The sequence below is a fragment of the Cupriavidus taiwanensis genome (assembly GCF_900250115.1).
Classification (GTDB): Bacteria; Pseudomonadota; Gammaproteobacteria; order Burkholderiales; family Burkholderiaceae; genus Cupriavidus; species Cupriavidus taiwanensis_B.
The window spans coordinates 2059983-2084836 of sequence record NZ_LT984804.1; the positions used below are offsets into that span (position 1 = coordinate 2059983).

At 69.4% G+C, this 24854-nt stretch carries 21 protein-coding genes; 13 read left to right on the forward strand and 8 right to left on the reverse strand.

The window, feature by feature from the left end:
- Positions 1–59 precede the first annotated feature (59 nt).
- The 3 genes from CBM2586_RS25995 (at position 60) to CBM2586_RS26005 (ending at position 4911) form a co-directional block, all read left to right on the forward strand.
- Complete coding sequence (locus tag CBM2586_RS25995) at positions 60–2558, forward strand: GcvT family protein (protein WP_115663889.1); 2499 nt, start codon at positions 60–62, stop codon at positions 2556–2558.
- Between the two features lie 428 nt (positions 2559–2986).
- Entirely contained in the window at positions 2987–4507 is a 1521-nt protein-coding gene (gene adh / locus CBM2586_RS26000) for an aldehyde dehydrogenase (RefSeq protein WP_115663887.1), read from the forward strand.
- A gap of 2 nt (positions 4508–4509) precedes the next feature.
- Positions 4510–4911 (forward strand): DUF779 domain-containing protein, encoded by a 402-nt coding sequence (locus tag CBM2586_RS26005; protein ID WP_115690679.1) that lies wholly within the window; start codon positions 4510–4512, stop codon positions 4909–4911.
- A 74-nt stretch (positions 4912–4985) separates the two neighbouring features.
- Here the strand turns inward: CBM2586_RS26005 and CBM2586_RS26010 are convergent, their stop codons facing one another.
- Positions 4986–5228, reverse strand: a complete 243-nt coding sequence (locus tag CBM2586_RS26010) for a hypothetical protein (protein WP_010812795.1) — start codon at positions 5226–5228, stop codon at positions 4986–4988.
- A 189-nt stretch (positions 5229–5417) separates the two neighbouring features.
- Here CBM2586_RS26010 and CBM2586_RS26015 point away from each other — a divergent pair, with 189 nt between their 5' ends.
- From CBM2586_RS26015 to CBM2586_RS26025, 3 genes are read left to right on the forward strand one after another with little or no spacing between them, the layout of a single operon-like run.
- Positions 5418–6380 carry an alpha/beta hydrolase gene (locus CBM2586_RS26015; RefSeq protein WP_115690681.1) on the forward strand — a complete coding sequence of 321 codons (963 nt, stop codon included), beginning with the start codon at positions 5418–5420 and terminating at the stop codon, positions 6378–6380.
- A 32-nt stretch (positions 6381–6412) separates the two neighbouring features.
- A complete protein-coding gene (locus CBM2586_RS26020; RefSeq protein WP_115690683.1) occupies positions 6413–8539 on the forward strand; it encodes a penicillin-binding protein 1A in 2127 nt (708 codons plus the stop codon).
- A gap of 34 nt (positions 8540–8573) precedes the next feature.
- Positions 8574–9827 carry an arsenic transporter gene (locus tag CBM2586_RS26025; RefSeq protein ID WP_115690685.1) on the forward strand — a complete coding sequence of 418 codons (1254 nt, stop codon included), beginning with the start codon at positions 8574–8576 and terminating at the stop codon, positions 9825–9827.
- 9 nt (positions 9828–9836) lie between these two features.
- On the opposite strand, the gene CBM2586_RS26030 is transcribed toward CBM2586_RS26025, so the two are convergent.
- Positions 9837–10028 (reverse strand): arsenite efflux pump ArsB, encoded by a 192-nt coding sequence (locus tag CBM2586_RS26030; protein WP_115663883.1) that lies wholly within the window; start codon positions 10026–10028, stop codon positions 9837–9839.
- A gap of 297 nt (positions 10029–10325) precedes the next feature.
- On the opposite strand from CBM2586_RS26030, the gene folE reads away from it, so the two are divergent.
- Positions 10326–11084: a GTP cyclohydrolase I gene (folE, locus tag CBM2586_RS26035; protein ID WP_115690687.1), complete on the forward strand. Its 759-nt coding sequence runs from the start codon at positions 10326–10328 to the stop codon at positions 11082–11084.
- Positions 11085–11122: 38 nt separating this feature from the next.
- The gene (locus tag CBM2586_RS26040; protein ID WP_115663881.1) at positions 11123–11566 is read left to right on the forward strand and encodes a BLUF domain-containing protein; all 444 of its coding nucleotides are present in this window, start codon (positions 11123–11125) and stop codon (positions 11564–11566) included.
- An 18-nt stretch (positions 11567–11584) separates the two neighbouring features.
- Here the strand turns inward: CBM2586_RS26040 and CBM2586_RS26045 are convergent, their stop codons facing one another.
- Positions 11585–11839 (reverse strand): hypothetical protein, encoded by a 255-nt coding sequence (locus CBM2586_RS26045; RefSeq protein ID WP_115663880.1) that lies wholly within the window; start codon positions 11837–11839, stop codon positions 11585–11587.
- A gap of 144 nt (positions 11840–11983) precedes the next feature.
- Positions 11984–12148: an FmdB family zinc ribbon protein gene (locus CBM2586_RS26050; protein ID WP_018008406.1), complete on the reverse strand. Its 165-nt coding sequence runs from the start codon at positions 12146–12148 to the stop codon at positions 11984–11986.
- A gap of 408 nt (positions 12149–12556) precedes the next feature.
- On the opposite strand from CBM2586_RS26050, the gene CBM2586_RS26055 reads away from it, so the two are divergent.
- The 3 genes from CBM2586_RS26055 to CBM2586_RS26065 all read left to right on the forward strand — a co-directional run bounded on the left by CBM2586_RS26055 (position 12557) and on the right by CBM2586_RS26065 (position 18112).
- Positions 12557–13204, forward strand: a complete 648-nt coding sequence (locus tag CBM2586_RS26055; protein WP_115663879.1) for a response regulator transcription factor — start codon at positions 12557–12559, stop codon at positions 13202–13204.
- A gap of 12 nt (positions 13205–13216) precedes the next feature.
- Positions 13217–16594, forward strand: a complete 3378-nt coding sequence (locus CBM2586_RS26060) for an ATP-binding protein (protein ID WP_115690689.1) — start codon at positions 13217–13219, stop codon at positions 16592–16594.
- Positions 16595–16720: 126 nt separating this feature from the next.
- On the forward strand, positions 16721–18112 hold the full coding sequence (locus CBM2586_RS26065) for an MFS transporter (RefSeq protein ID WP_115690691.1): 1392 nt from the start codon (positions 16721–16723) through the stop codon (positions 18110–18112).
- Positions 18113–18336: 224 nt separating this feature from the next.
- On the opposite strand, the gene CBM2586_RS26070 is transcribed toward CBM2586_RS26065, so the two are convergent.
- The 3 genes from CBM2586_RS26070 to CBM2586_RS26080 all read right to left on the reverse strand — a co-directional run bounded on the left by CBM2586_RS26070 (position 18337) and on the right by CBM2586_RS26080 (position 21195).
- Complete coding sequence (locus CBM2586_RS26070; RefSeq protein ID WP_115663876.1) at positions 18337–19314, reverse strand: Bug family tripartite tricarboxylate transporter substrate binding protein; 978 nt, start codon at positions 19312–19314, stop codon at positions 18337–18339.
- A gap of 95 nt (positions 19315–19409) precedes the next feature.
- Positions 19410–20222: an SDR family oxidoreductase gene (locus CBM2586_RS26075; RefSeq protein ID WP_115690693.1), complete on the reverse strand. Its 813-nt coding sequence runs from the start codon at positions 20220–20222 to the stop codon at positions 19410–19412.
- A 49-nt stretch (positions 20223–20271) separates the two neighbouring features.
- Complete coding sequence (locus CBM2586_RS26080) at positions 20272–21195, reverse strand: IclR family transcriptional regulator (RefSeq protein ID WP_115666397.1); 924 nt, start codon at positions 21193–21195, stop codon at positions 20272–20274.
- Between the two features lie 587 nt (positions 21196–21782).
- Between CBM2586_RS26080 and alr the strand changes: the two genes are divergently transcribed.
- On the forward strand, positions 21783–22883 hold the full coding sequence (gene alr / locus CBM2586_RS26085; RefSeq protein ID WP_115690695.1) for an alanine racemase: 1101 nt from the start codon (positions 21783–21785) through the stop codon (positions 22881–22883).
- Positions 22884–22992: 109 nt separating this feature from the next.
- Here the strand turns inward: alr and CBM2586_RS26090 are convergent, their stop codons facing one another.
- Positions 22993–23484 (reverse strand): Lrp/AsnC family transcriptional regulator, encoded by a 492-nt coding sequence (locus CBM2586_RS26090; RefSeq protein ID WP_115690697.1) that lies wholly within the window; start codon positions 23482–23484, stop codon positions 22993–22995.
- Positions 23485–23885: 401 nt separating this feature from the next.
- Between CBM2586_RS26090 and CBM2586_RS26095 the strand changes: the two genes are divergently transcribed.
- The gene (locus tag CBM2586_RS26095; protein WP_115690699.1) at positions 23886–24842 is read left to right on the forward strand and encodes an ABC transporter permease; all 957 of its coding nucleotides are present in this window, start codon (positions 23886–23888) and stop codon (positions 24840–24842) included.
- The last annotated feature ends 12 nt before the right edge of the window (positions 24843–24854 follow it).

Here is a 24854-nt window from a genome sequence, read left to right on the forward strand (position 1 = left end):
TTTTTGTGGCATACCATGGCAATCAACCTTCACCGCCTTCGCCCCGCGCGCTGAACCTCATGTCCCCTGCCATTCCTGCCCAAACCCGCGTCGTCATCATCGGCGGCGGCATCATCGGCTGCAGCGTTGCCTACCACCTGACCCGGCTCGGCTGGACCGACGTGGTGCTGCTCGAGCAGGGCCAGCTGTCGTGCGGCACCACCTGGCACGCCGCCGGGCTGGTCGGCCAGCTGCGCTCGCAGGAAAGCATGACCAGGCTGATCCGCTACTCCACGCAGCTCTACAGCGAACTGGAAGCGGAAACCGGCCTCGGCACCGGCTGGAAGCAATGCGGATCGCTGTCGGTCGCGCGCACTGCCGAACGCATGACGCAATTGCGCCGCACCGCGGCGGTTGCGCGCGCCTATGGGGTCGAATGCGAGGTGATCTCGCCCGCGCAGGCCGGCGAGCTCTGGCCCGCGATGCGCACCGATGACCTGCTCGGCGCGGTCTGGCTGCCGGGCGACGGCAAGGCCAACCCGACCGACCTGACCCAGGCGCTGGCGCGGGGGGCGCGCAGCCGCGGCGCCCGGATTGCACAGGACACCAAAATCACCGCGGTCCATGCCCGCGATGGCCGTGCCACCGGCGTCAGCTGGCGCAACAAGTCCGGCGACGAAGGCCGCATCGAAGCCGAGATCGTCGTCAATTGCGCGGGCCAGTGGGCACGCCAGGTGGGCCAGATGTGCGGCGTGACCGTGCCGCTGCACTCGGCCGAGCACTACTACATCGTCACCGAGCGCATTGCCGGCGTGCACCCCGACCTGCCGGTCATGCGCGACCCCGATGGCTTTATCTACTTCAAGGAGGAAGTGGGCGGGCTGGTGATGGGCGGCTTCGAGCCGGACGCCAAGCCCTGGGGCATGGAGGGCATTCCCGAGCCGTTCGAGTTCCAGCTGCTGCCCGATGACTGGGACCAGTTCCAGATCCTGATGGAAAACGCGCTGGTGCGCGTGCCGGCACTGGAAACGGCGCAGGTCAAGCAGTTCTACAACGGCCCGGAGTCGTTCACGCCGGACAACAACTTTATCCTGGGTGAGGCGCCGGAGCTGCGCAATTTCTACGTCGGCGCGGGCTTCAACTCGATGGGCATCGCCTCGGCCGGCGGCGCCGGCATGGCGCTGGCCGAATGGATCGTCGCGGGCGAGCCCACCATGGATCTGTGGCCGGTCGATATCCGCCGCTTCGCCGGCTTCAACGGCAACCAGAGCTGGCTGCACGACCGCGTCAAGGAAACGCTCGGGCTGCATTACGCGATGCCGTGGCCAAACCGCGAACTCGAGAGCGCGCGCCCGTTCCGCCGCTCGCCGCTGTATGCGCAGCTGCGCGATGCCGGCGCCAATTTCGGCAGCAAGATGGGCTGGGAGCGGCCCAACTTCTTCGCGCCGCCGGGCACATCGCCGCGGCTCGCGCCGCAGATCGAATACGCCTTCGGCCAGCAGAACTGGCTGCCGTGGAGCGGCGCCGAGCACCGTGCCTGCCGCGACGGTGTGGCGCTGTTCGACATGAGCTCGTTCTCCAAGTACCTGGTCAAGGGCGCCGATGCCGAGGCGGTGCTGCAGTACGTGATGAGCAACGACGTGGCGGTGCCGCCCGGGCAGAGCGTCTACACCGCGATGCTCAACGAGCGCGGCACCTATGAGTCCGACCTGACCGTGACGCGGCTGGCGCACGACCAGTACCTGGTGGTGACCGGGTCGGCGCAGACCACGCGCGACTTCAGCTATATCGAGCGGCTGATCCCCGGCGACAAGCGCTGCGTGATCGTCGACGTCACCGGCCAGTACGCGGTGCTGGCGGTGATGGGACCGCGCTCGCGCGAGCTGCTGCAGCAGGTGTCGCGCGCGGATTTCTCCAATGAGGGCTTCCCCTTCGGCAGTTCGCGCGAGATCGACCTCGGCTACGCCACCGTGCGCGCGACGCGGCTGACCTATGTGGGCGAACTGGGCTGGGAACTGTACGTACCCGTCGAATTCGCGGTGGGCGTGTACGAGACCCTGCATGAGGCCGGCCGCACGCTCGGCCTGGTCAACGCCGGATACTACGCGATCGAGTCGCTGCGGCTGGAAAAGGGCTACCGCGCCTGGGGCCGCGAGCTGTCGCCGTCGGTCAACCCGTTCGAGGCCGGACTGTCGTTCGCCTGCAAGCTGGCCAGCGGCATCGATTTCCGCGGGCGTGAAGCGCTGCTGCGGCTGCGCCAGGCGGGCGCGCCCGCGCGGCGCATGGTGGTGGTGACGGTCGATGGCGCCAGCGACGCCATGCTGTGGGGCGGCGAGGCCGTGCTGCGCACCGGCCCCGACGGCAGCGTGCGCGCGGTGGGATCGCTCAGCTCCGCCGCGTTCGGCCATACGCTGGGCTGCCCGGTCGGCATGGCCTTGCTGGCGCGCGCGGACGGGCCGGCCGATGCGGCGTGGCTGGAAGCCGGCAGCTACCGGGTCGACCTGGCCGGCGCCCTGCTGCCCGCGCGCGTGCATCTGCGCGCGCCCTACGATCCGGCCTCGGCACGGCCCAGGGCTTGAACGGAAAGCCTGCGGGAAATATTCGCGCCGGCTGATAACCACTATTCCACGCCCCGCTCCGGTTTGCTCCCGTCTCCCGCTTGCGGGAGACGGGCCGGGGGAGAGGGCAGGCGCTGGCATACCGACGCGCTTCACTTCGTGGACGCTCTGGCCCTTCCCCCCTCTCCCACTGCGCGGGAGAGGGGAGCGCTTGCGAGGGGTGGTGGCAAGCGCCAATCCTGTCGCACATCAGCGCATCCAACCAAGTGCTCCAATCTGGGACACCCGCTGTCACGCGCTGGCACACCTGGCCCGATTGCGCGACCGGATCCTCGGTTTTTCCCCGCTGTTACGCCCCCTCCCGTCCCGGCACACCTCTTGCGATCTGCTCCCGTGCGCACGGCCCCGGCCGTGACGACACCACACAGATCACTCGAACGGAGCGAGACATGGACATGGCGGAAATCGCCCAGCTGGGCGTCAGCAATCCCTACAAGCAGCAGTACGACAACTTCATCGGCGGCCGGTGGGTGCCGCCCGCCGGCGGCGAGTATTTCGAGTCGATCACGCCGATCACCGGCAAGCCGTTCACGCGCGTGCCGCGCTCCAACCAGCAGGACGTCGACGCCGCGCTGGATGCCGCGCACGCCGCCAAGGCCGCGTGGGCGCGCACCTCGACCACCGAGCGCGCCAACATCCTGAACCGCATCGCGGATCGCATCGAGGCCAACCTGAAGCTGCTGGCGGTGGCGGAAAGCATCGACAACGGCAAGCCGGTGCGCGAGACCAGCGCCGCCGACCTGCCACTGGCGGTGGACCACTTCCGCTACTTCGCGGGCTGCATCCGCGCGCAGGAAGGCGGCATTTCCGAGATCGACGGCGACACCATCGCCTACCACTTCCATGAGCCGCTGGGCGTGGTCGGCCAGATCATCCCGTGGAACTTCCCGCTGCTGATGGCCACCTGGAAGCTGGCGCCGGCGCTGGCCGCCGGCAACTGCGTGGTGCTGAAACCCGCCGAGCAGACCCCCGCCTCGATCCTGGTGCTGATGGAAGTGATCGGCGACCTGCTGCCGCCGGGCGTGGTCAACGTGATCAACGGCTTCGGCCTGGAAGCCGGCAAGCCGCTGGCATCGAGCCCGCGCATCAGCAAGGTGGCGTTCACCGGCGAGACCACCACCGGCCGGCTGATCATGCAGTACGCCTCGCAGAACCTGATCCCGGTCACGCTGGAACTGGGCGGCAAGTCGCCCAACATCTTCTTCGAGGACGTGCTCGCGGCCGACGACGCCTTCTTCGACAAGGCGCTGGAAGGCTTTGCCATGTTCGCGCTGAACCAGGGCGAGGTCTGCACCTGCCCGTCGCGCGCGCTGATCCAGGAATCGATCTACGACCGCTTCATGGAGCGCGCGCTCAAGCGCGTCGCGGCGATCCGCCAGGGCCATCCGCTCGACACCGGCACCATGATCGGCGCCCAGGCTTCGGCCGAACAGCTGGAAAAGATCCTGTCGTACATCGACCTGGGCCGCAAGGAAGGCGCGCAGTGCCTCAGCGGCGGCGAGCGCAACGTGCTCGACGGCGACCTGGCCGGCGGCTACTACGTCAAGCCGACCGTGTTCGCCGGCCACAACAAGATGCGCATCTTCCAGGAAGAGATCTTCGGCCCGGTGGTCTCGGTCACGACCTTCAAGGACGAGGAAGAGGCGCTGGCGATCGCCAACGACACGCTCTACGGCCTTGGCGCCGGGGTCTGGACCCGCGACGGCGCGCGCGCGTTCCGCATGGGCCGCGGCATCCAGGCCGGGCGCGTATGGACCAACTGCTACCACGCCTACCCGGCCCATGCCGCGTTCGGTGGCTACAAGCAGTCCGGCATCGGCCGCGAGAACCATCGCATGATGCTCGACCACTACCAGCAGACCAAGAACCTGCTGGTGAGCTACAGCCCCAACGCGCTCGGGTTTTTCTGACCATGGCAGACCCGGGCTCCGCGCCGGCCGCGCCAGCGGTCGAGCGCGTGGTGGCAACGCCGGCCGCGCTGGCGCTGATCGCCGAGCTGGCCGCGCGGCACGGCCCGCTGATGTTCCACCAGTCGGGCGGCTGCTGCGACGGCAGCGCGCCGATGTGCTATCCCGCCGGCGAATTGCTGGTGGGCCCGGGCGATGTCTGCCTGGGCCGGATCGGCGGCGCCGCGTTCTACATGACGCGCGCGCAGTTCGAGTACTGGCGCCACACCCGGCTGGTGATCGACGTGGTGCCGGGCGCGGGCGGGATGTTTTCGCTGGAGGGGCGCACGGGCAAACGGTTCCTGACGCGCTCCGAGCTGTTCAGCGACGCAGAGGCGGCATGGCTGGCGGCGCAGCCGGAACCGTAATGCCGTAATGCCTGGGTGCCGCATGGCGTGATGGCGTGCGGGGCGGTGGGTGCCCGCGCGCCATCCCCTGCGGCTCAGCGTTTCTCGTCGAGCAGGTCGTTCAGGATCTCGTCGAAGGTCGCCTGGGCGTCCTCCAGCGCCTGCAGTGCCGCGTCGAAGGTCTGCAGCGCCAGTTTCGACGGCTTGCCGCTGCCCTGCGGCGGATAGTGGGCCTGCAGCGCCGTGAAGGCGACCTGCACCTGCCGCGTGGCCGCAACCACGCGCTCCATGGCCTGCGCCTCTTCGGCGCGGTATTGCTCGTGCTTCTGTTCGCTCATGCCGGTTGGCTCCCTGAAGGCGCGTCGTCTCGGTGGGTGCGCGCGCCCGAATGAGGCATATCGTACAAGAACTGCGCCGCCCGGCTTGCGCCGCGGCCACGCCGCCGGCAAAAATAAGGTAGGCTGCGCGGCTGGGCGGCAAGGCCGGCGCACACGCGCCACGCCTGGCCGCGGCCACTGACGAATGCCATGCCATTGACCACCCGCCGCGCGCTGGCGGCCGCGCTGATGACCGCCAGCGGCTTCGCCTGCTACTGGACCTACCTGACCCTGAACCAGGACCGGCTGCTGTTCGACGCGCGCCGGCGCCCGCCGCGCGACCTGCCCGACGGCATCATCGGCTATTCGCACCGGATTACCGGCGGCGTGGTGCGCGGCTACATCTACCATGCGCCCGGCGACACCGTGCGCGACCTGCTGTTCTACCTGCCGGGCCGCGGCGAAGATGTGCTGGAAACGCTGCAATACGCGCGCTGGCTGCCCGCCGGCATGGGCTTCGCCACCTACGATTACCGCGGCCTGGGCCATTCCGACGGGCGCCCGTCCGAGAGCGCCGCGGTGGCCGACGCCAGCCAGTTCCTGCTGCATGTGCGACGCGTGTTCCCCGACACCCGCGTGCACGTGGTGGGGCGCAGCCTGGGCACCGGCGTGGCGATCCAGCTGGCCGAGCTGCAGGAGTTCGAGAGCCTGCAGCTGATCACCCCTTACGACTCGCTGCTCGAGCTGGTGCGCAAGCGCTTTCCGCTGGTGCCGCTGCGCCAGCTGATGCGCCACCACTTCGACTCGATCTCGCATTGCAAAAAGGTCGTTCAAAGCACCAAGGTGCTGCTGGCAGCCACCGACGAAGTGGTGCCGCACGCGTGCTCGGAACGGCTGATGGCTGCCTGGCCCGGCCCGGTGGCGCTGCAGACCGTGCCTGACACCGATCACTTCACCATCATCGAGCGCGAGCAAACCTGGTTGTCGCTGTGCGAATTCGCGCGCCAGCACAGCCAGGCGCACCTGCGCGCGGCCGCGGTCCAGGCCGCGCCCGCGCCGGCGGAGCCTGCGCCACCGGCCCAGCCGGCGCCGCGGACCGCGCCGGCGGCGCCCCCGCCGCCGGTCGACCATGACGAACTGGGCAATCCGCTGCCGCTGGCGGCCAACCGCTGATCCGGCCGGTGGCAGCGGTTAAAATGCGGCCCATGAAAAAATTCGCAGTCAAGGCAGGTGGCGCCGCGCTGGCGCTGGCTGCCGCCGGTGCCTTGCTGGCCGGTTTTGCCGCCGTGGTCAGCCTGCGGCAGCTTCCCCCCGTCGATGCGCTGCGCGACTACCGGCCCGATGTGCCGCTGCGCATCTACACCAGCGACCACGTCCAGATCGGCGAGTTCGGCAGCGAGCACCGCGAGTTCATTCCCTTCGAGCAGATCCCTGGACCAATGGTGCAGGCACTGCTCGCGGCCGAGGACGACCAGTTCTACCAGCACCAGGGCATCGACCTCGCCGGCTTGTTCCGCGCCGCCCTGGCCAACCTTGGCCAGGGCTACGCCCAGGGGGCGTCCACCATCACCATGCAGGTGGCGCGCGCGTTCTACCTGTCGCGCGAGAAAACGCTGGCGCGCAAGTGGTATGAGATGCTGCTGGCCTGGCGCATCGACCACGCGCTGCCCAAGGACCGCATCCTCGAGCTGTACATGAACCAGGTCTACCTGGGCGAGCATGCCTATGGCTTCGGCAGCGCCGCGCACGCGTACTTCGGCAAGCCGCTGGCGTCGCTGTCGCTGGCCGAGACCGCGATGCTGGCGGGCCTGCCGAAGGCGCCTTCGACGATCAACCCGGTGGTCAATTTCGCACGCGCCAAGCGGCGCCAGGAGTATGTGCTGGGGCGCATGCTGGCGCTGGGCATGATCAGCCAGGACGATTACCGCGAGGCCCGCGCCGCGCGCCTGGCGATCAGCGACGACAGCCCCGGCAGCTTTGCCGGCCACGCCGGGTACGTGGCCGAACTGGCGCGCCAGCTGGCGCGCGAGCGCTTCGGCGAAGAGGCCTACACGCGCGGCCTGAACATCTACACCACGGTATCGTCGGTGCGCCAGACCCTGGCGCATGACGCCGTGCATGGCGGGCTGGAGCGCTACGCGCGCCGCCACCGCAAGTTCGTCAAGGACCTGTCGCAAGGGCCGCAGGCCGCGCTGGTCTCGCTCGACCCCGGCACCGGCGCGATCGAGGCCATGGTCGGCGGCGCCGATTTCGCCGCCAGCCGCTTCAACCACGCCACCCAGGCGCTGCGCCAGCCGGGCTCGACCTTCAAGCCCTTCATCTATGCCGCCGCGCTGGAGCGCGGCGTGTCGCCCGGCACGCTGATCAACGACGCGCCGCTGCCGAATGGTTCGCGCTGGCAGCCAGGCAACGACGACGGGCGCTTTGTCGGCCCCATCAGCGTGCGCCAGGCGCTGGCCGAATCGCGCAACCTGCCGGCGATCCGCACGCTGCAGGCGATCGGCATCCCCTATGCGGTGGAATTCGCCAGCCGCTTCGGCTTCTCGCCCAGGCGGCTGCCGCGCTACCTGCCGCTGGCGCTGGGCACCGGCACCACCTCGCCGCTGCGCCTGGCCGCGGCCTATGGCGTGTTCGCCAACGGCGGCCACCGCGTCGAGCCCTACCTGATCGAGCGCATCACCGACAGCGACGGCAACGTGCTGTTCAGCGCCGGCCAGGACGCGCAGGAGCGGCCGGCGCCGCCGCCCGTGATCAGCGCGCGCAACGCCTTCGTCATGGACAGCCTGCTGCGCAGCGTGGTCGAGGCCGGCACCGGCGCCGGCGTGCGCCGCTACCTGCGCCGCGACGACCTGGCCGGCAAGACCGGCACCACCAACGACTCGGTCGACGGCTGGTTCGCCGGCTATGCCGGCGGCGTGGTCACGGTGGCGTGGATGGGCTATGACGACAACCGCAGCCTGGGCGAGCATGAGTTCGGCGCGACCACCGCGCTGCCGGTGTGGGCCGCCTACATGGAGGGGCGCCTGGCCGGCGTGCCGGAGGCCGACGTGCAGGCGCCCGCCGACGTGGTGCAGGCGGGCGGCGACTGGATGTACGCCGAGCATGCCGATGGCAGCCATGGCATCGCCTCGATCGGCTTCCCGCCGCCGGCGCCGGCCGCGGCGCCGGCCACCACGCCAGCCACCACGCCAGCCACCACGCCGGCCGGTCCGCAGCCGACCGATCCGGTCGCCAGCAACCTCGGCAGCTCCGCGCCGGCCGCTCCCACCCCCGTCACCAGCGCGGCCCCAGCCGCCGCCACGCCGGCAGCGCCGGCCGAACACCCGCTGTAGACTTGCCGCTTTCCCGCCTTCCCTTCCGAAACCGATGTCCAGCCACAGCCCACTGCTGATCTGGTCGGTCGCCGCGCTGACTACCGCCGGCGTGCTGTTCCGCCCCTTCCGCCTGCCTGAAGCCTTCTGGGCCGCCGGCGGCGCCGTGCTGCTGTGCGCCACCGGCCTGATGGCGCTGCCCGAGGCCTTCGCCGCGGTGCTGCGCGGCTACGACGTGTACCTGTTCCTGGCCGGCATGATGCTGATCTCGGAACTGGCCCGCAAGACCGGCCTGTTCGACCACGTTGCGGCGCTTGCCGTGCGGCAGGCGCGCGGCTCGGCGCCGCGGCTGTTTCTGCTGGTGTACGGCTTCGGCACGCTGGTGACGGCGTTCATGTCCAACGACGCCACCGCCGTGGTGCTGACGCCGGCGGTGCTGGCCGCCACCCGCGCCGCGCGGGTGCGCCATCCGCTGCCCTACCTGTACGCCTGCGCCTTTATCGCCAACGCCGCCAGCTTCGTGCTGCCGATCTCCAACCCGGCCAACCTGGTGATCTTCGGCGAGCGCATGCCGCCGCTGGCCGGCTGGCTGGCCAGCTTCGCGCTGCCGTCGCTGGCCGCGATCGTGGCCACGCTGGCGGCGTTGTGGTGGACCCAGCGCGCGGCGCTGGCCGATCCCATCGCCCATGACGTGCCGGTGCCGCCGCTGTCGCGCCAGGCGTGGATGAGCGCGCTGGGCATCGTGCTGACCGGGCTGGTGCTGCTGGTGGCCTCGCTGCGCGGCAACGCGCTGGGCTGGCCCAGCTGCGCCGCGGGCGTGGCCACGCTGCTGCTGGTCTGCGCTACCCGGCGCGAACTGCTGTGGCCGACGCTGCGCGAGGTCTCGTGGAGCGTGCTGCCGATGGTGGCGGGCCTGTTCGTACTGGTGGCGGCGCTGGAGCAGACCGTGGTGATCCGCCAGCTGGCCGACGCGGTCGCGGCCGCCTCGCGCGACGGCGGCGCACTGGCGCTGCTGGGCGTGGGCGCGGTCGTTGCGCTGGCCGGCAATGTCGTCAACAACCTGCCGGCCGGACTGATCTCGGCTTCGGCGCTGGCCGCCGGGCAGGCCTCGCACGCGGTCAGCGGCGCGGTGCTGGTCGGCATCGACCTTGGCCCCAACCTGTCGGTCACCGGCTCGCTCGCCACGCTGCTGTGGCTCACGGCGCTGCGGCGCGAGGGGCATATGGTCAGCGCCGGCCAGTTCCTGCGCGTGGGTGCCGTGGTGATGCCGGCGGCCATGCTGCCGGCACTGGCGCTGCTGATGCTCTAGGCGCCGGCCTCAGCGGCTGGCGGGCAGCTGCGCCGCGGGGCTGCGCGCTGCCGGCGCCAAGGGCCGGCGCAGGCCGGCCGCGCCGTGGCGCACGGCACTGGCATGGTGTTCCGCCACGCCGGCCTCCACCGGCGTGGCCGGCACCGGCACTGTCACCACATGGAGCAACATCAGGCTGCTGCACGGAAAGGCGATCGGCATGATGAGGTGGATCCCGACAAAGCGTCAGGCCGCGCTTGGCCGCGGCCGGGTGCCGGCAGCCTGCGACGGGCTGCCTGGGTGTTGTGCGGACATTATGTGGGCTTGTCGACGCCGTGCGTTGCGGGCTTGGGCGATGTCACGAACTCTTCATGGAAAGCGCCTCGGTTGTGGCGTATCCGGCCCACCACGACGTCGTTTTGCAGACACCGCGCAGGTTGTGAGGCCAGGGCATCTGCCATATAGTGAATCCGGCACACCCCCGCTGCGCAGCCATTCACGCCACCACCACCCCCATCCATGACCAGCAAGGACGCAGCGCACCGCGCACAGGACAGCAACGCCGGCGAAGTCGCTGGCGAAAGGGCCGGCCATCCGGGCGCCAGCGTCTCGGCCCGCATCCGCGCGCGGCTGGAGGCCGCGCACGAGCGCTTCCACGCCAACGACAATATCGCCCGCTATATCGAGCCAGGTGAAATGGAGCAGCTTCAGGCCGAGGTCCAGGCCCGGCTGCACGACGTGCTGCGGGCGCTGGTGATCGACGTCGACAACGACCACAACACCCAGGAAACCGCGCGCCGCGTGGCCAAGATGTACCTGAAGGAAATCTTCGCCGGCCGCTATGCCAAGCCCCCGCCGGTGACGGAATTCCCCAACGTCGGCCAGCTCAACGAACTGATGATCGTGGGCCCGCTGCGCGTGCGCAGCGCCTGTTCGCACCACCTGTGCCCCATCATCGGCAAGTTGTGGATCGGGGTGATGCCGAACCAGCATTCCAACCTGATCGGGCTGTCCAAGTACGCGCGGCTGGCCGAATGGATCATGTGCCGTCCGCAGATCCAGGAAGAGGCGGTGGCGCAGGTGGCCGACCTGCTGCAGGAGAAGATGAGCCCGGACGGACTCGCCATCGTGATGGAGGCCGAGCACTTCTGCATGCACTGGCGCGGCGTGCGCGACACCGACGCCAAGATGACCAACAGCGTGATGCGCGGCTCGTTCCTGAAGGACGACAGCCTGCGCCGAGAATTCCTCACGCTGCTGAACCATAACCGCGGCTAGCGGCCCGGGCCCTGCCGCCACCACCGAGCGCCACGACCATGCTTGTCCGCCTGCTCTATGCCAGCCGTGCCCGCCAGGCCATCGATGCCGCCCTGCTCGATGCCATCCTCGCCGCCAGCCTGGAACGCAATCCGCGCCACGGCATCACCGGGGTGCTGTGCCATGGCAACGGCATCTTCCTCCAGGCGCTGGAAGGCGACCGGCAGGAGGTATCGCAGCTGTACCAGTCGATCGCGCGCGATCCGCGCCACCACGACGTGACCCTGCTGCATTTCGAGGAAACCTGCACGCGCGACTTTGCCGGCTGGGCGATGGGGCAGGTCAATGCGGCGCGGCTCAATCCCGCCACCCTGCTCAAGTTCTCCGCGCGCGCCGAGCTCGATCCCTACCGCACCGGCGGCGCGGCCTCGCTGGCGCTGCTCAAGGAACTGATCGCCGGCGCGTCGGTGGTGTCGCGCACCGGCGAGCGTGGCAGGCACTGAGCCGCGCCGGTCCCGCCGCTAGACCGTGACCGGCCCGTACAGGCCGCACTCCAGGTCGCTCTCGAACTCCTCCATCCATGCCGTTCCGGCACCGGCTTCATAGACGCTGGTCTTGTCGGTGCCGACGCGGCGAACGCTGACGCGCCGCGCGCCGGCGTCATCGCCCTCGTCGCTGATGTCGAACATCTCCGCCGCCAGCCCGACATGCCTGCACGCGTCCACGACCTGCTGCTGCTCGTCGGCGGGAAATTCAGTGAACGGTCTCGTTGCCATGGCATCCTCCGTCAAGGTTGAGATCGCCGCTTGCGCGCAGCGCGAACGCGCGTGGCACCGCAGGCGCCACGCATGAAGCAGGACACGCGCCGGCAGCCGGCCGGCGGCGCGTCCGCACCCTACTGGGATCTTGTTGTTCGAGACTCAGCTCTTGCGCTGGGTCACCGCCACGAACGGCGCCGGTGCGTGCTGCACGGACTGGCTGCCGCAATTCGGGCACGGTGGATGGGCAGAGGCATGTTCCGCGAGATGTTCGGTTTTTTCGAACACATGGCCGCACTTCTCGCAGCGGTATTGATAGACGGGCATGGCATTCCCCCACGCGGTGCACACGCCGCGGGGCGCGTGTCAGCTTCATTCTAGGACAGCGGTCCGCGCCGCCAAGCGCCAAAATTCCGCTCCGCCGGGACACGGCCCGCGATGTCGCCACCGCGGCACTTTGCCGTGCATTGATCTCCCGCAATGGCTGTATCGCAAGACAAGTGCGGGAATGCTGCGCAAACCCGGGCCAAGCCGGCGTGGCCCGCCGCTTATCTTGCAGAGATGTCATTGCATTGGCCGGAAGCGGTCATCGGCGCGATCGGCGCGACATCCGTGAACTAGCGGAATTCCGATTCAGCGAGGCGGGGAATCTGGCCAGAATCCGAGTCTTGTGATGACGCCACCGCACCGCGACACCGGCCGAAACCCGGTTGCCGTCTCACCCGGAGATTGCCCATGAACGACCAAGTCCTGCGCGTTGCCCTGGCCGACGACCACCCGCTGGTGGTGGCCGCGCTGCGCGACTGCCTGCAGCGCAGCGCGCGCGTACAGATCAGTGCCGAATGCCGCAACGGCACCGAGCTGCTCGGCATGCTGGCGCGGCACCCGGCCGATATCGCCATCACCGATTTCTGCATGGGTCTCGGCGATGCCTCGCTGGACGGCTTCAACCTGCTCAGCCGGCTGGCGCGGCGCCATCCGGCGACGCGGGTGGTGGTGATCAGCGCCCGCTCCAATGCCGCCATCGTCCGCCGTGCCATCAAGCTGGGCGTGCGCGGCTTCGTCAGCAAGGAGGATCCGCTCGAGGAAGTGGTGCGCGCGTGCGCCCACGCTGCCTTCGGCAGGGGCTGCTTCTGCTCGCCCGCGGTGCACGCGGTGCTGCAGCGCGCGGCGCTGCCCGGCACGCCCGCGCGCGAGCCGACGCAGCGCGAGCTCGAGGTCATCCGGCTCTATGCGCAGGGCGCGCAGCTGACCGAGATCGCCGCCAAGCTGGGCCGCTCGGTCAGCACCATCTCCAGCCAGAAGACCGTGGCCATGCGCAAGCTGGGCGTGCAGACCAATACCGGCCTGATCCGCTACGCCTATGAAAGCGGGTTGATCTGACCGCCCCGGGCCATGCAGCAAGACCCCGACCGCACCCGCGACACCCTCGCCAGCACCTTCGACGCGCTGGCCGACCAGGCCCGCCGGCAGCAACACCTGTACTCGGTGACCATCGCGGCGCTGATCGCCATCGTGCTGTGCTCAGGCACGCTGCTGGCCGGGCTGGCGGCGGAACAGCACCTGGACTATCGGCGCAGCCAGGTCGCGCATTACGTCAGCACGGTGTCGCAGCGCCTGCATAACGAAGCTTCGTTCGTGCGCCGCTCCGCGCTGAGCATCCGCTACCATCTGCGCGCCGCGGTCGCGCCCCCGTCGCGCGACCCTGACGTCGAGGCCTTGCGCCGCACCGGCGCCGCCGCCGTCCATGTCGAGGCCGTACGCAAGGACTACCATGTGCTGGCTACCGACGCCACGCGCCAGGCCTGGGGCGCGAGCCTGCCGACGGAGTTCGCGCGGCTGCGGCAGATTGCGCTGGCCGCGGTGGCCACGCAGCAGGCCTTCGACCTCGACCATGGCGCCTACGCGGTCTCGCTGGACCAGGACAGCGCGGTCGTGATCCGCCAGCACGAGGCCGGCGCGCGCGCGCAGCTGACCCGTGCGCTGCTGGACCGCACCGGCCACGCCGTGCCCGCGCGCGACCAGCCCGTCTGGCTGGGGCCGTTGCCCGACCCCGTGGACGACAGCCCGATCATGGTCCTGGCCGGCGCCGCCTATGCCGGCGACTCACCCGCCATGCTGGTGGCCGCCTGCGTGCCGGTGCGGGCGTTCCTGGCCGGACTGACGCCGCCGCAGGACCACGCCGGGCTGGCGCTGCTCAATGATGATGACCGCCTGATCGACGCGTGGCCGCATGCCGGCACGCTCACCTCGGCCAGCGCCCGCGACCTCGTCGCGCGGGTGCGCGGCCTGCCGCACCATGCGCTGCGCCTGACGCGCTCCGGCGTGGTGCTGGTGCAGCCGTTGCAGCCCGGCTTTGGCCTGCTGGTCTACCACCTGCCATACCGGCTGCTGGGCAAGGCGCTGGCGGCCGAACTGGCGGTGCTCGGCGCCGCCATGCTGCTGCTCACCGGTGCCATCGTGCTCGCGGCGCGTTACTGGAGCCGGCACCTGCTGCGGCGCTCGCATGCCGAGGCCCGGCGCGCGCTGGAAAGCGAGCTGATGAACCAGGTGCTGGTCAGTGCCACGCCGGTCGGCCTGTGCATCGTGCGCCAGCACGACTACGCCGTGCTGGCCTGCAATCCGCTGGCAGCATCGCTGCTGCCGGCACAGCCGCACCAGCCGCTGCCTGCCGCCGTGGCCGGGGCACTGGCCCGGCAGCCTTGCGGCGCCGGTGGCGGACCCCCATCCGTCTGCAGCGTCACCGTCGCGGCCCCGGAGCTGCCCGTCCCGGCCGAAGCGGCACCGCGCTTCCTGCAGCTTACCTATGCCCCGGCGCGCTACCGCGACGAAGCCGTGCTGTTCTGCGCGGTGCTGGACTGCACCGCGCAAGAGGCGCTGCAGCAGCAACTGCGCTCGGCCCAGCAGGCCACCGAAGCGCTGTTGCGCGTGCGCTCGACCTTCTTCGCCGCGATGAGCCACGAGATCCGCACGCCGCTGAACGCGCTGCTGGGCAACCTGGAACTGCTGGCGCGCAGTGGCGGCATGGAGCCGCACGCGGCGCGGCTGCGCGCGCTCGAGACCGCCGCCGGCTCGCTGCGCCGCATCGTCAACGATGTGCTGGACTTCTCCAAGATCGACGCGGGCCAGCTGACGCTGGTCAATGCGCCGTTCCGTCCCGTCGAGGCGCTGGAGAGCCTGGCGCTGGCCTTTGCGCCCATGGTAGCGGGCCGCCCGCTGCGCTTCGGCCTGCAGCTGTCGCCGACGCTGGACACGGAAGTCGTGGGCGATCGCACGCGGCTGGTGCAGGTCTTCAACAACCTGCTGAACAACGCCTTCAAGTTCACCGCCAGCGGCCGCATCACGCTGAGCGGCGAGCTGCAGGCCGATGCGCATGGCATGCAGCGGCTGGTCTGCAGCGTCAGCGATTCCGGCATCGGCATGGCGCCGGCGCTGGCGGCGCGCGTGTTCCAGCCGTTCGTGCAGGGCGATGCCGCTGCCGCCAGCCGCTATGGTGGCACCGGGCTGGGGCTGTCGATCTGCGCCAGGCTGTGCGAACTGATGGGCGGCAGCATCGCCGTGAACAGCGTGCCGGAGGTGGGCAGTGCGTTCACGGTGTCGGTGCCGCTGGCGCGGGCCGATGCCGGGCCGCACGCGCCCGCGGCCGCCAGCGTGGCGCACAGCGGCCAGGTGCTGGTGCTGGCGCAGGACGAACGCGCCGGCGCGTCGATCGAGGCATGGCTCGAGACCGCGGGCTGGCACACCGAGGCGGTGGCCTCCATCGCCGCGGCGCAGGAAAGCGTGCAGCGCCACGCGCCCGCTGCCGTGGTTGCGACCGAAGACTTTGCGCCAGCCGCGCTGGATGCGCTGCGCCAGTCCGCGCCGCTGGTGTGGCTGAGCGCCGACGGCCCGCACCGCCCGCGCCAGCGCGGCCCCGGCATGGTGGAGGCCTCGGCGTTCAGCCATCGCGCGCTGCTCGATGCCGTGGCGGCCGCCACCGGCGCGACGCAGCCGGCGGCGCGGCCCATGCCCGCGTCAACACCGCCGCCACTGCCCGCGCCCGCCGCGGCGCCCCTGACCATCCTTGTGGCCGAGGACAACCCGCTGAACCAGTCGCTGGTCGCCGAGCAGCTGCACGCAATCGGCTGCCACCCGATCGTCACGGGCAGCGGCAGGCAGGCACTCGCGGTGCTGGAGCACACCCGCGTCGACGCACTGCTGACCGACCTGCATATGCCCGAAATGGACGGCCACGCATTGCTGCACGCCGTGCAGGCGAAGTATCCGGGCCTGCCGGTGGTCGCCTTCAGCGCGGTGGCATGCAGCGATCCCGGACACGACTGGCGCCTGCGCGGCTTCTCCGGCTACCTGGCCAAGCCGGCCTCGCTGCAGGAGCTGGACGCCTGCCTGCGCGGGCTGCCTAGCGCCGCCACCGATGCCGCCACCGATGCCACCACCGATGCCGGCGCCCGCGCGCAAGCGCGCGACCCGGCCAGCGCGGCGCTGGCCCCGCGCCGCCGCTATGAAGACATGCTGCGCCGGCAGCTGCAGCAAGACCTGCCGGCGCTGGCCCGCATCCTCGCGCAGCAGGACCTGGCCGGCCTGCGCCACTGGGTGCATGCCGCGGCGGGCGCCTTCATGATCGTGCGGCGCCAGTCCATCGTCAGGGAATGCCGGGACCTGGAGGCACTGTGCGAGGCGGCCCCCGGCTGGGCCCCGGCCATGGCCGAAGCGGCAGACACCCTGTACAAGCGGCTGCAACGCTACGCGCTGGGCGCCGCGGCGGGGCCCTAGCAGCACCGCATTACCACAATTGGCGGATTTGCGAGCAGCCCGACGCGCGACCATAATGGCAACGCCGCGCCGTGGCCCGCCTGGCCGATCCGACCCGGGCGCGCCATTGTCTCCAATGTCTCCCTCATGCCGCCAGAACAAGGCCTGCCCCAGCCCCAGCGCACCTGGGCCATCCTTACCGTTTTCTTCGGCCTGATCATGGCCGTGCTGGACGGCTCGATCGCCAATATCGCGCTGCCCTCGATCTCGCGCGAACTGCATGCCGATCCCGCCAGCACCATCTGGGTCGTCAACGCCTACCAGCTGACGGTGACCGTATGCCTGCTGCCGCTGTCGTCGCTGGGAGACATCCTGGGCTACAAGCGGGTCTACCGCGCGGGGCTCGCGACCTTCCTGGTGGGGTCGCTGCTGTGCGCGCTGTCGGTCAACCTGCCGATGCTGGTGGCCGCGCGCGTGCTGCAGGGCATCGGCGGCGCCGGCATCATGAGCGTCAACACCGCGCTGGTGCGCTTTATCTACCCGCCCACGCGCCTGGGCCGTGGCATCGGCCTCAATGCTCTGGTGGTGGGCGTGACCATCGCCGTGGGGCCGTCGCTGGGGGCGCTGATCCTGGCGGTGGCGAGCTGGCCGTGGCTGTTCGCGGTCAATGTGCCGGTGGCGATCGCCGCGCTGGCCCTGAGCCGCACCGCGCTGCCGCACACGCCGCCGCAGCCGCGCGGTTTCGACTACCCCAGTGCGCTGCTGTCGGCGCTGGTGTTCGGCATGTTTATCCTGAGCGTCGACGGCCTCGGCCAACCCGGCTGGCGCCTGGCCGGCTGCGCCGGCGTGGCGCTCGCGTTCGGGCTGGGCTGGCTGCTGGTGCGGCGCCAGCGCGGCCGCGCCGCGCCGCTGGTGCCGGTCGACCTGTTCGCCAGCCGCGCGTTTGCGCTTGCGGTGGGGACTTCGTTCTGCTCGTTCATGACGCAGATGCTGTCCTTTATCGCGCTGCCGTTCTTTCTCGAATACCAGCTCGGCCGCTCGCTGCGGGAGACCGGCCTGCTGATCACGCCGTGGCCGCTGATGGTGGCGGTAATGGCGGCGGTCTCGGGCCGGCTGTCGGACCGTTATCCGGCCAGCATCCTCGCCGGCATCGGGCTGGCCATGCTGGGGGGCGGACTGATCGGCCTGGCCACGCTGGGCCCCGACGCCGGCGGCTTCGACATCGCATGGCGCATGGCCATGTGCGGCACCGGCTTCGGCTTGTTCCAGTCCCCCAACAACCGCGCCATGATCGGCGCCACCCCGCCCGAACGCAGCGGCGGCGCCAGCGGCGCGCAGGCGACCACGCGGCTGCTGGGGCAGACCACCGGCACGGCACTGGTGGCGCTGCTGTTCAGCCTGTCGCCGGCGGGCGCGGCGCGGATTGCGTTGTACGTGGCGGCGGGCGTGGCGGCGGTGGGCGCGATGATCAGCCTGAGCCGCTTGCGCGATGCCGGTGGCGAGACAGTGGGGCGGGGGGCGGTGGAGCCGGATGCGTAGCGTCCTGGTAGCCGGGTGACGGGGCACCCACACCACCGACTGTGCCGATACCGCTTGTTTGCTCCCCTCTTCCGCTTGCGGGCGAGGGGCCGGGGGTGAGGGCAGGCGCGTGCGATAGCGACAGCCTTCACTTCGTGGATGCTCCCGCCCTCACCCCAACCCTCTCCCGCAAGCGGGAGAGGGAGTACGCAAGCGGCAGTTTGGAAGGCCGGTGGTAAATGGGGTTACTCCGCCTTCGCCCCCGACTCCTTCACCACCCTCGCCCACTTGGCGATTTCCTGGCGCTGGTATGCGGCCAGCTTTTCCGGCGTGCCCAGCACCGGATCCAGTCCCAGCGTCTTCAACTTCGCCTGCACCTCGGGCAGCGTGAAGATGCGGTTGAGCTCGGCATTCAGTTTGGCCACCACCTCCTTCGGCGTGTTCGCCGGCGCGAACACCGCGAACCATGAATCCGCCTCGAAGCCGGGCAAGCCCTGCTCGGCCAGCGTGGGGATATCGGGCGCCGACGCCGAGCGCCTGGCGCTGGTGATGCCCAGCGCGCGCAGCTTGCCTTCGCGCACCACCGGCAGGGCCGACGGCAGGTTGTCGAACATCATGGTGATATGGCCGCCGAGCAGGTCGGGGATGGCCATGGCGCGGCCCTTGTACGGGACATGCGTGATCTTGACGCCCGCCATCGCATTGAACATTTCCCCGGCCACATGCGGCGAGGTGCCGATGCCCGGCGTGCCGAAGGTCAGTCCGCCCGGCTTGGCCTTGGCCAGCGCGATCAGCTCCGCCACGTTCTTCGCCGGCACGCCGGGGTTGACCACCAGCACGTTGGGCGTCGAGGCGATCAGGATCACCGGCGCGAAGTCCTTGACCATGTCGTACGGCATCTTGCTGTACAGCGCGCCGTTGATCGAATGCGTGCCGACGGTGCCGAGCGCCAGCGTATGGCCGTCGGCGGGCGCGTGCGCCACCGCCTCGGCGCCGATATTGCCGCCTGCGCCGGGCTTGTTGTCGACCACCACCGGCTGGCCCCAGGCGGGCGAGATCTTCTCCGAGACGATGCGCGCCAGCGTGTCGGGCGCGCCGCCGGTGGGAAAGCCGACCACGATGCGGATGGGCTTGGCGGGATAGCCCTGTGCCTGCGCGGCGACGGGGCCGGCAAGGAAGGATGCGGCAAGCACTGCCGCCGCGGCAACGGTACCGAAACGCATGGGATGCTCCTCCGGTTGCGCACGGCTGCGTGGCCGCGCGCATTGTGAAGGCGGCGGCAATGCCGCCGCCGGAACCTGCCAGGCTGCCCGCCGCTTCAGACCGCGATGCCGCCGAACTCCTGCATCACCTTGTCGTGCAGGCGGCGCATGCCGCGCAGCCAGCGGTCGTAGTCCTGGCCCTTGCGGCGATAGTACTCAAGCACTTCGGGGTGCGGCAAGATCAGGAAGCGCTCGTCGGCCACGCCCTCCAGCGTCACCGCCGCGACATGCCCGGCGGTGACCGAGCCTTCCTGCAGGAAGCCCTTGCGCTCGCCGTTCTCGCCGAACAGCATATTGGTCTGCACGCCCTGCGGGCAGATGCAGCTGACCTTGATGCCGCGCTCGCCGTAGGTGATCGACAGCCACTCGGCAAAGCCGATGGCGGCATGCTTGGTCACCGCGTAAGGCGCCGAGCCGATCTGCGACAGCAGGCCCGCCGCCGACACCGTGTTGACGAAGTAGCCGTCGCCGCGCTCCAGCATCTGCGGCAGCACCGCCTTGGCCGCATGGATGTGCGCCATCACGTTGATGTCCCAGATGCGCTGCCACTCGCCGGCGCTGGCGTCGAGGCCCTTGCGCAGGATGATGCCGGCGTTGGAACAAAAGATGTCGACCTGGCCGAAGCGCTGGGTGGCCAGGTCGGCCAGCCCCTGCACCGCGGCCGCGTCGGCCACGTCGACCGGCTGGGTAAACACCTGGCAAGCGCGCGCCGCCGCCTGGACCTCGGCCGCCACCGCGGCGGCGCCGGCCGCGTTCAGGTCAGCCACGGCCACGCCGCGCGCGCCGGCCTGGGCAAAGGCCAGTGCCAGCGCGCGGCCGATGCCGGTAGCGGCGCCGGTCACCACGACGGTCTTGTTGCGTACTTCCATGGATGGTCTCCTCGTTGAATTCGAATGCCGGCGTCTGCGGCCGGATGCATCAGGCCCGCTTCGCCGCGCCGGGTTCGGGTTCCGGCTGCGCCGAGGCAAAGCGCGCGCTCGCGCGCGCGCCGCCAGGCTGCCACAGCCGCGCCTGAAGGGTCTGCGCCAGCTCGCGCACGCGCGGGCCCAGGTTGGCTTCCAGGATTTCCGGCGACAGCCGCGCCGCGGCGCCGCCGATATTCAGCGCCAGCACCTCGCTGCTGCCCGCCAGCCGCAGCGGCGCGGCGGCGCCGCTGACAGTGCGGTCCCATTCCGCATGCGCCACGCAGAAGCCGCGCCGCGCATGGTCGCGCAGCGCGCGCTCCACGCCCGCGCGCACCGCCGGCCAGCGCGCGCCATAGTGGCGCGCCAGCTCCGCCAGCGCGGCCTCGCGATGATCCGCATCCAGGCCCGCCAGCCACGCGCGCCCGATCGCCGAGGTGGCCATCGGCAGGCGTGCGCCCGGCGCCAGCCGGATCACCAGCGCGCCGCGCGGCTGGCAGCTTTCCAGATAGACCATGGCATGGCGGTCAGGCATCGCCAGCGCCACCGTGCAATCGGTCGCGAACGCCAGCGACTGCATCAGCGGCTGCGCGATCTCGCGGATGCCAGCGCCACCGACGTAGCGGTGCCCCAGCACCATCGCGCCCTGCCCCAGCCGGTATTTCTCGGTCGCCGCGATATAGGTCAGGTAGCCCAGCGTGGCCAGCGTATAGGTCAGCCGCGACACCGTCGGACGCGGAATGCCCGTGCGCCGCGACAGCTCGGCATTGCCCAGGTAATCGTCCTGCGGCCCGAACGCGCGCAGCAGCTCCATGCCGCGCGCCAGCGCCGTGACGAAATTGCGGTCATCGGCGCAGCCATTGCCCGCCGGCACGTCGGCCGGCACCGGCAGGTGCGCGGCATCGGGCGGCGGCGTGGGAATGGTGGTGGTGCGTTTCATGGGCAGCGGTCCGGACAGGCCCATTAGATTGCAGCAAACGCGGCTGCCGGAGGGGCGCTATGTAGGGAAAGCATGTGCCATAGAAACGGTGTTCATGGAGACCGTGCGGGTCCCAGCAGCGTTCCTGCGCCCGCGTCTACCAGGACCAATCTGTGCCAGTTCGGCCCGAAATCAAGCTCTCGACGCGGCCGCCAGACAAAGTGCGGAGAGCAGAATTTCATACCCAGTGCGTCCTCTCATCTCTCCCGACTTTGCTTTCCGGCCGCGATAATATTCAGTGGATAGCCGCGGTAGGTAATTGGCTTGCGCAACACGTGGTTGCCGTCCGTTGAATGGAATTTTAAACAACGCCAAAGAAAGGTCTGCACTCACCTGATACGACCAATCAGGCGCAAGTCCGGCGACGCCAGCCACGCGCGGATTCAAGATTTCTTGCTGATTTTCCCACTCAATTCAGCACCATTGACTAGAGCGCTGCCGATACGATGGCGAGCATACCCAAGCGAAGACCCCACGCAGCTATTTCTCCGTCATCACGCGCGCCGAGCCCGCCAAAGGCAATACCGCAGCACAAAACTCGCCAGAGCATGCCTCGCCCCATTTCCGTGACCATCCACCTGTCGGCGCTCGCCAGCAACCTCGCCGTGGCGCGTCGCGCCGCACCCGCATCGAAAGTGTGGGCCGTGGTAAAAGCCAATGCCTACGGCCACGGCATTGCCCGGGTCTACCCTGCGCTGGCCGAAGCCGACGGTTGCGCCCTGCTGGACCTGAACGAGGCAGCATTGCTGCGGGATCTGGGCTGGCGCAAGCCCATCTTGCTGCTGGAAGGATTCTTCGATGAAAGCGATATTCCGCTTCTGTCGTCATTGCGGCTGAGCACCGCGGTACATTGCGAAGACCAGTTGCGCATGCTGGAGCTTGCCTCGCGTCGCGCACAACTGCCTGCACAGTCGCTCGATGTCTGCCTGAAGCTGAATTCGGGCATGAACCGGCTTGGCTTTTGCCCGAGCGACTACCGGGCGGCCTGGCAACGGCTGCGCAACATTGCCGCAGTGAAGTCGGTTACCCACGCCACCCATTTCTCGGATGCGGACGCGCCGACGGGGACCGCCGCGCAGCTGGCGGCTTTCCGCGCCGCTACGTTGGGCTTGCCCGGCGAGATATCGGTGGCGAACTCCGCAGCAACGTTGTGGCATGCGGATTGCCACGCCGACTGGGTACGCGCCGGGATTCTGCTATATGGGGCGTCGCCTTCGGGCCGGCCAGAGGACATAGCGGGCTCCAGCTTGCAGGCGGCGCAGACGCTGGCGAGCAAGATACTGGCCGTACAGGAGATTCAGCCGGGGCATTCGGTGGGCTACGGCTCGCACTATGTGGCGTCGCGTCGCCAACGCATTGGCATTGTGGCGTGCGGCTACGCGGACGGTTACCCGCGCACGAGTTCGTCGCATAGCGGTCACTTTGCCCCGGTGCGCGTTGGCACGCGCCTGACTCGCACGGTGGGCCGCATCTCCATGGATATGCTTGCGGTTGACCTCACCGACTGTCCCGAGGCCACTATCGGCACCCCGGTCGAGTTATGGGGCCGGCACGTGCCCATCGACAGCGTCGCGGCGGCCGCGGGGACCATCGGCTATGAGCTGATGTGCGCGGTGGCACCTCGGGTACCGGTCGAAGTGGCCAACTGACCTTGCTTCCATGCGGTTTTTTTTCTGATTTCTGCGTGGCCGCTCGGCGTGCAAGGGGCGACGGGCGCGCGTGCATAGCGCGCACTCGCCTCCTGCAACCTGATACCGCTCAAGCGGAAGAGAACAGCTTTTCGATCGGATAGTGGGTCTTGACGAAAGGAGACTTGATCACGATGAAGCTGAAGTACTTCTCGATCCCGATATTCCGTTCGAGCAGGCTTTCCATCAGTTCCTGGTAGTGGCTGACGCCACGGGTGATGAACTTCAGCAGGTAATCGTAGCCGCCGCTGACCAGGTGGCATTCGATGATCTCGTCCACGGCGCTCACTGCCCTCTCGAAGCGCACGAAATCCTCGCGATGGTGGTCTTCCAGCGTGACCTCGGTAAATACGGTGAGAATGTCGCCGAGTTTTTCCAGGCGAATATCGGCGCTGTATCCGCCGATATAACCTGCCTGCTCGAGCCGCTTGACGCGAATCAGGCAAGGGCTTGCCGAAAGACCCACTGAATCGGCAAGGTCCACGTTCGTCATCCGGCCGTTTCTTTGCAGTTGGGCGAGAATCCGAAGGTCAAGGCGATCGAGTTTGATTGGCGCTGACATGGTCCTTCAAGCCTGGAATGACTGCATCACATTGTCCCGCTCCGATCCGGAGAGGGCAATCAGGGCGCGCCCGGACGATGCACAAGCGAGGGTATTCCCCAGGATTGCTGCAGTGCACAGGCACCCATAGCGTGCACATGGCATGCAATGCCGAACCATGCACCCGAAACCGCAGCTTTCACTGCCATCGTCCCCAATACCCCGCAAATTCGTCGGAGACACATGCTTCAATACCCAGAAGGCGGAGATGGGTTGACTTGAGCAGCCGTGCGAGGGCTCGATCGCCGCTGGCAAACCAAGCGCATCCCAGCGCCTTGCACCGATGGTGCGCGCCCGCAAACCGCCAGGGCAGGCTGGCAGACACGGTCCGGCAGGCCGACTCGCCCCACAAGGAGACCTTCATGAACCTGTTCATCTTGCGTCTGCTGGCGCGGCGTGTCGGACTGGCGCTGATCTCATTGCTGGCCGTCTCGGCCATCGTCTTCGCGATCACGGCGGTACTGCCCGGCGACGCCGCCCAGGAACAGCTCGGGCAGGACGCGACCCCGGAAGCCCTGGCCGCGCTGCGCAGCCAGATGGGCCTGGACGTGCCGGCGCCGGTACGCTACGCCCACTGGCTGCGCGGCCTGCTGACCGGCGATGCCGGCGAGTCCCTGGCTACCCACATGCCGGTGTCGGAGGCCGTCGGCAGCCGGCTGCCCAATTCGCTGCTGTTGGCGGGCCTGACCGCGCTGATTTCGGTGCCGGTGGCGCTGGGCCTCGGCATCCTCGCGGCGGTCTACCGCGGCACCTGGTTCGACCGCGGCGTCAGCCTCGGCGCGGTGGCAGTAGTCTCCGTGCCCGAATTCCTGGTCGCCACGCTGGCGGTGTTGCTGTTCGCGGTCCAGCTGCGCTGGCTGCCCGCGCTGGCCTATGTCGGCAACGACGAGTCCTGGGACAAGGTGCTGCGTTCGCTGGCCATGCCGGTGCTGACGCTGTGCTGCGTGATCGTGGCGCAGATGCTGCGCATGACGCGCGCCGCGGTGATCGACCAGCTGCAGGCGCCCTACATCGAGATGGTGCGGCTCAAGGGTGCTTCCGCGACCCGCCTGGTGCTGTTCCACGCGCTGCCCAACGCCATCGGCCCGATCGCCAATGCCGTGGCGCTGAGCCTGTCCTACCTGCTGGGCGGCGTCATCATCATCGAGACCATCTTCAACTACCCGGGCATCGCCAAGCTGATGGTCGACAGTGTCGCCCAGCGCGACATGCCCGTGGTCCAGGTGTGCGCCATGATTTTCTGCGCCACCTACCTGACCCTCGTCACGCTTGCCGATGTGTGCGGCATCGTTGCCAACCCGCGTCTGCGTTACCGCTGATGCCCTGAACGC

Bases quoted from the DNA above. Each gene is read 5' to 3' on its own strand.
- CBM2586_RS25995 (WP_115663889.1), top strand. From the start codon at position 60: ATGTCCCCTGCCATTCCTGCCCAAACCCGCGTCGTCATCATCGGCGGC.
- adh (WP_115663887.1), top strand. From the start codon at position 2,987: ATGGACATGGCGGAAATCGCCCAGCTGGGCGTCAGCAATCCCTACAAG.
- CBM2586_RS26005 (WP_115690679.1), top strand. From the start codon at position 4,510: ATGGCAGACCCGGGCTCCGCGCCGGCCGCGCCAGCGGTCGAGCGCGTG.
- CBM2586_RS26010 (WP_010812795.1), bottom strand. From the start codon at position 5,228: ATGAGCGAACAGAAGCACGAGCAATACCGCGCCGAAGAGGCGCAGGCC.
- CBM2586_RS26015 (WP_115690681.1), top strand. From the start codon at position 5,418: ATGCCATTGACCACCCGCCGCGCGCTGGCGGCCGCGCTGATGACCGCC.
- CBM2586_RS26020 (WP_115690683.1), top strand. From the start codon at position 6,413: ATGAAAAAATTCGCAGTCAAGGCAGGTGGCGCCGCGCTGGCGCTGGCT.
- CBM2586_RS26025 (WP_115690685.1), top strand. From the start codon at position 8,574: ATGTCCAGCCACAGCCCACTGCTGATCTGGTCGGTCGCCGCGCTGACT.
- CBM2586_RS26030 (WP_115663883.1), bottom strand. From the start codon at position 10,028: ATGCCGATCGCCTTTCCGTGCAGCAGCCTGATGTTGCTCCATGTGGTG.
- folE (WP_115690687.1), top strand. From the start codon at position 10,326: ATGACCAGCAAGGACGCAGCGCACCGCGCACAGGACAGCAACGCCGGC.
- CBM2586_RS26040 (WP_115663881.1), top strand. From the start codon at position 11,123: ATGCTTGTCCGCCTGCTCTATGCCAGCCGTGCCCGCCAGGCCATCGAT.
- CBM2586_RS26045 (WP_115663880.1), bottom strand. From the start codon at position 11,839: ATGGCAACGAGACCGTTCACTGAATTTCCCGCCGACGAGCAGCAGCAG.
- CBM2586_RS26050 (WP_018008406.1), bottom strand. From the start codon at position 12,148: ATGCCCGTCTATCAATACCGCTGCGAGAAGTGCGGCCATGTGTTCGAA.
- CBM2586_RS26055 (WP_115663879.1), top strand. From the start codon at position 12,557: ATGAACGACCAAGTCCTGCGCGTTGCCCTGGCCGACGACCACCCGCTG.
- CBM2586_RS26060 (WP_115690689.1), top strand. From the start codon at position 13,217: ATGCAGCAAGACCCCGACCGCACCCGCGACACCCTCGCCAGCACCTTC.
- CBM2586_RS26065 (WP_115690691.1), top strand. From the start codon at position 16,721: ATGCCGCCAGAACAAGGCCTGCCCCAGCCCCAGCGCACCTGGGCCATC.
- CBM2586_RS26070 (WP_115663876.1), bottom strand. From the start codon at position 19,314: ATGCGTTTCGGTACCGTTGCCGCGGCGGCAGTGCTTGCCGCATCCTTC.
- CBM2586_RS26075 (WP_115690693.1), bottom strand. From the start codon at position 20,222: ATGGAAGTACGCAACAAGACCGTCGTGGTGACCGGCGCCGCTACCGGC.
- CBM2586_RS26080 (WP_115666397.1), bottom strand. From the start codon at position 21,195: ATGAAACGCACCACCACCATTCCCACGCCGCCGCCCGATGCCGCGCAC.
- alr (WP_115690695.1), top strand. From the start codon at position 21,783: ATGCCTCGCCCCATTTCCGTGACCATCCACCTGTCGGCGCTCGCCAGC.
- CBM2586_RS26090 (WP_115690697.1), bottom strand. From the start codon at position 23,484: ATGTCAGCGCCAATCAAACTCGATCGCCTTGACCTTCGGATTCTCGCC.
- CBM2586_RS26095 (WP_115690699.1), top strand. From the start codon at position 23,886: ATGAACCTGTTCATCTTGCGTCTGCTGGCGCGGCGTGTCGGACTGGCG.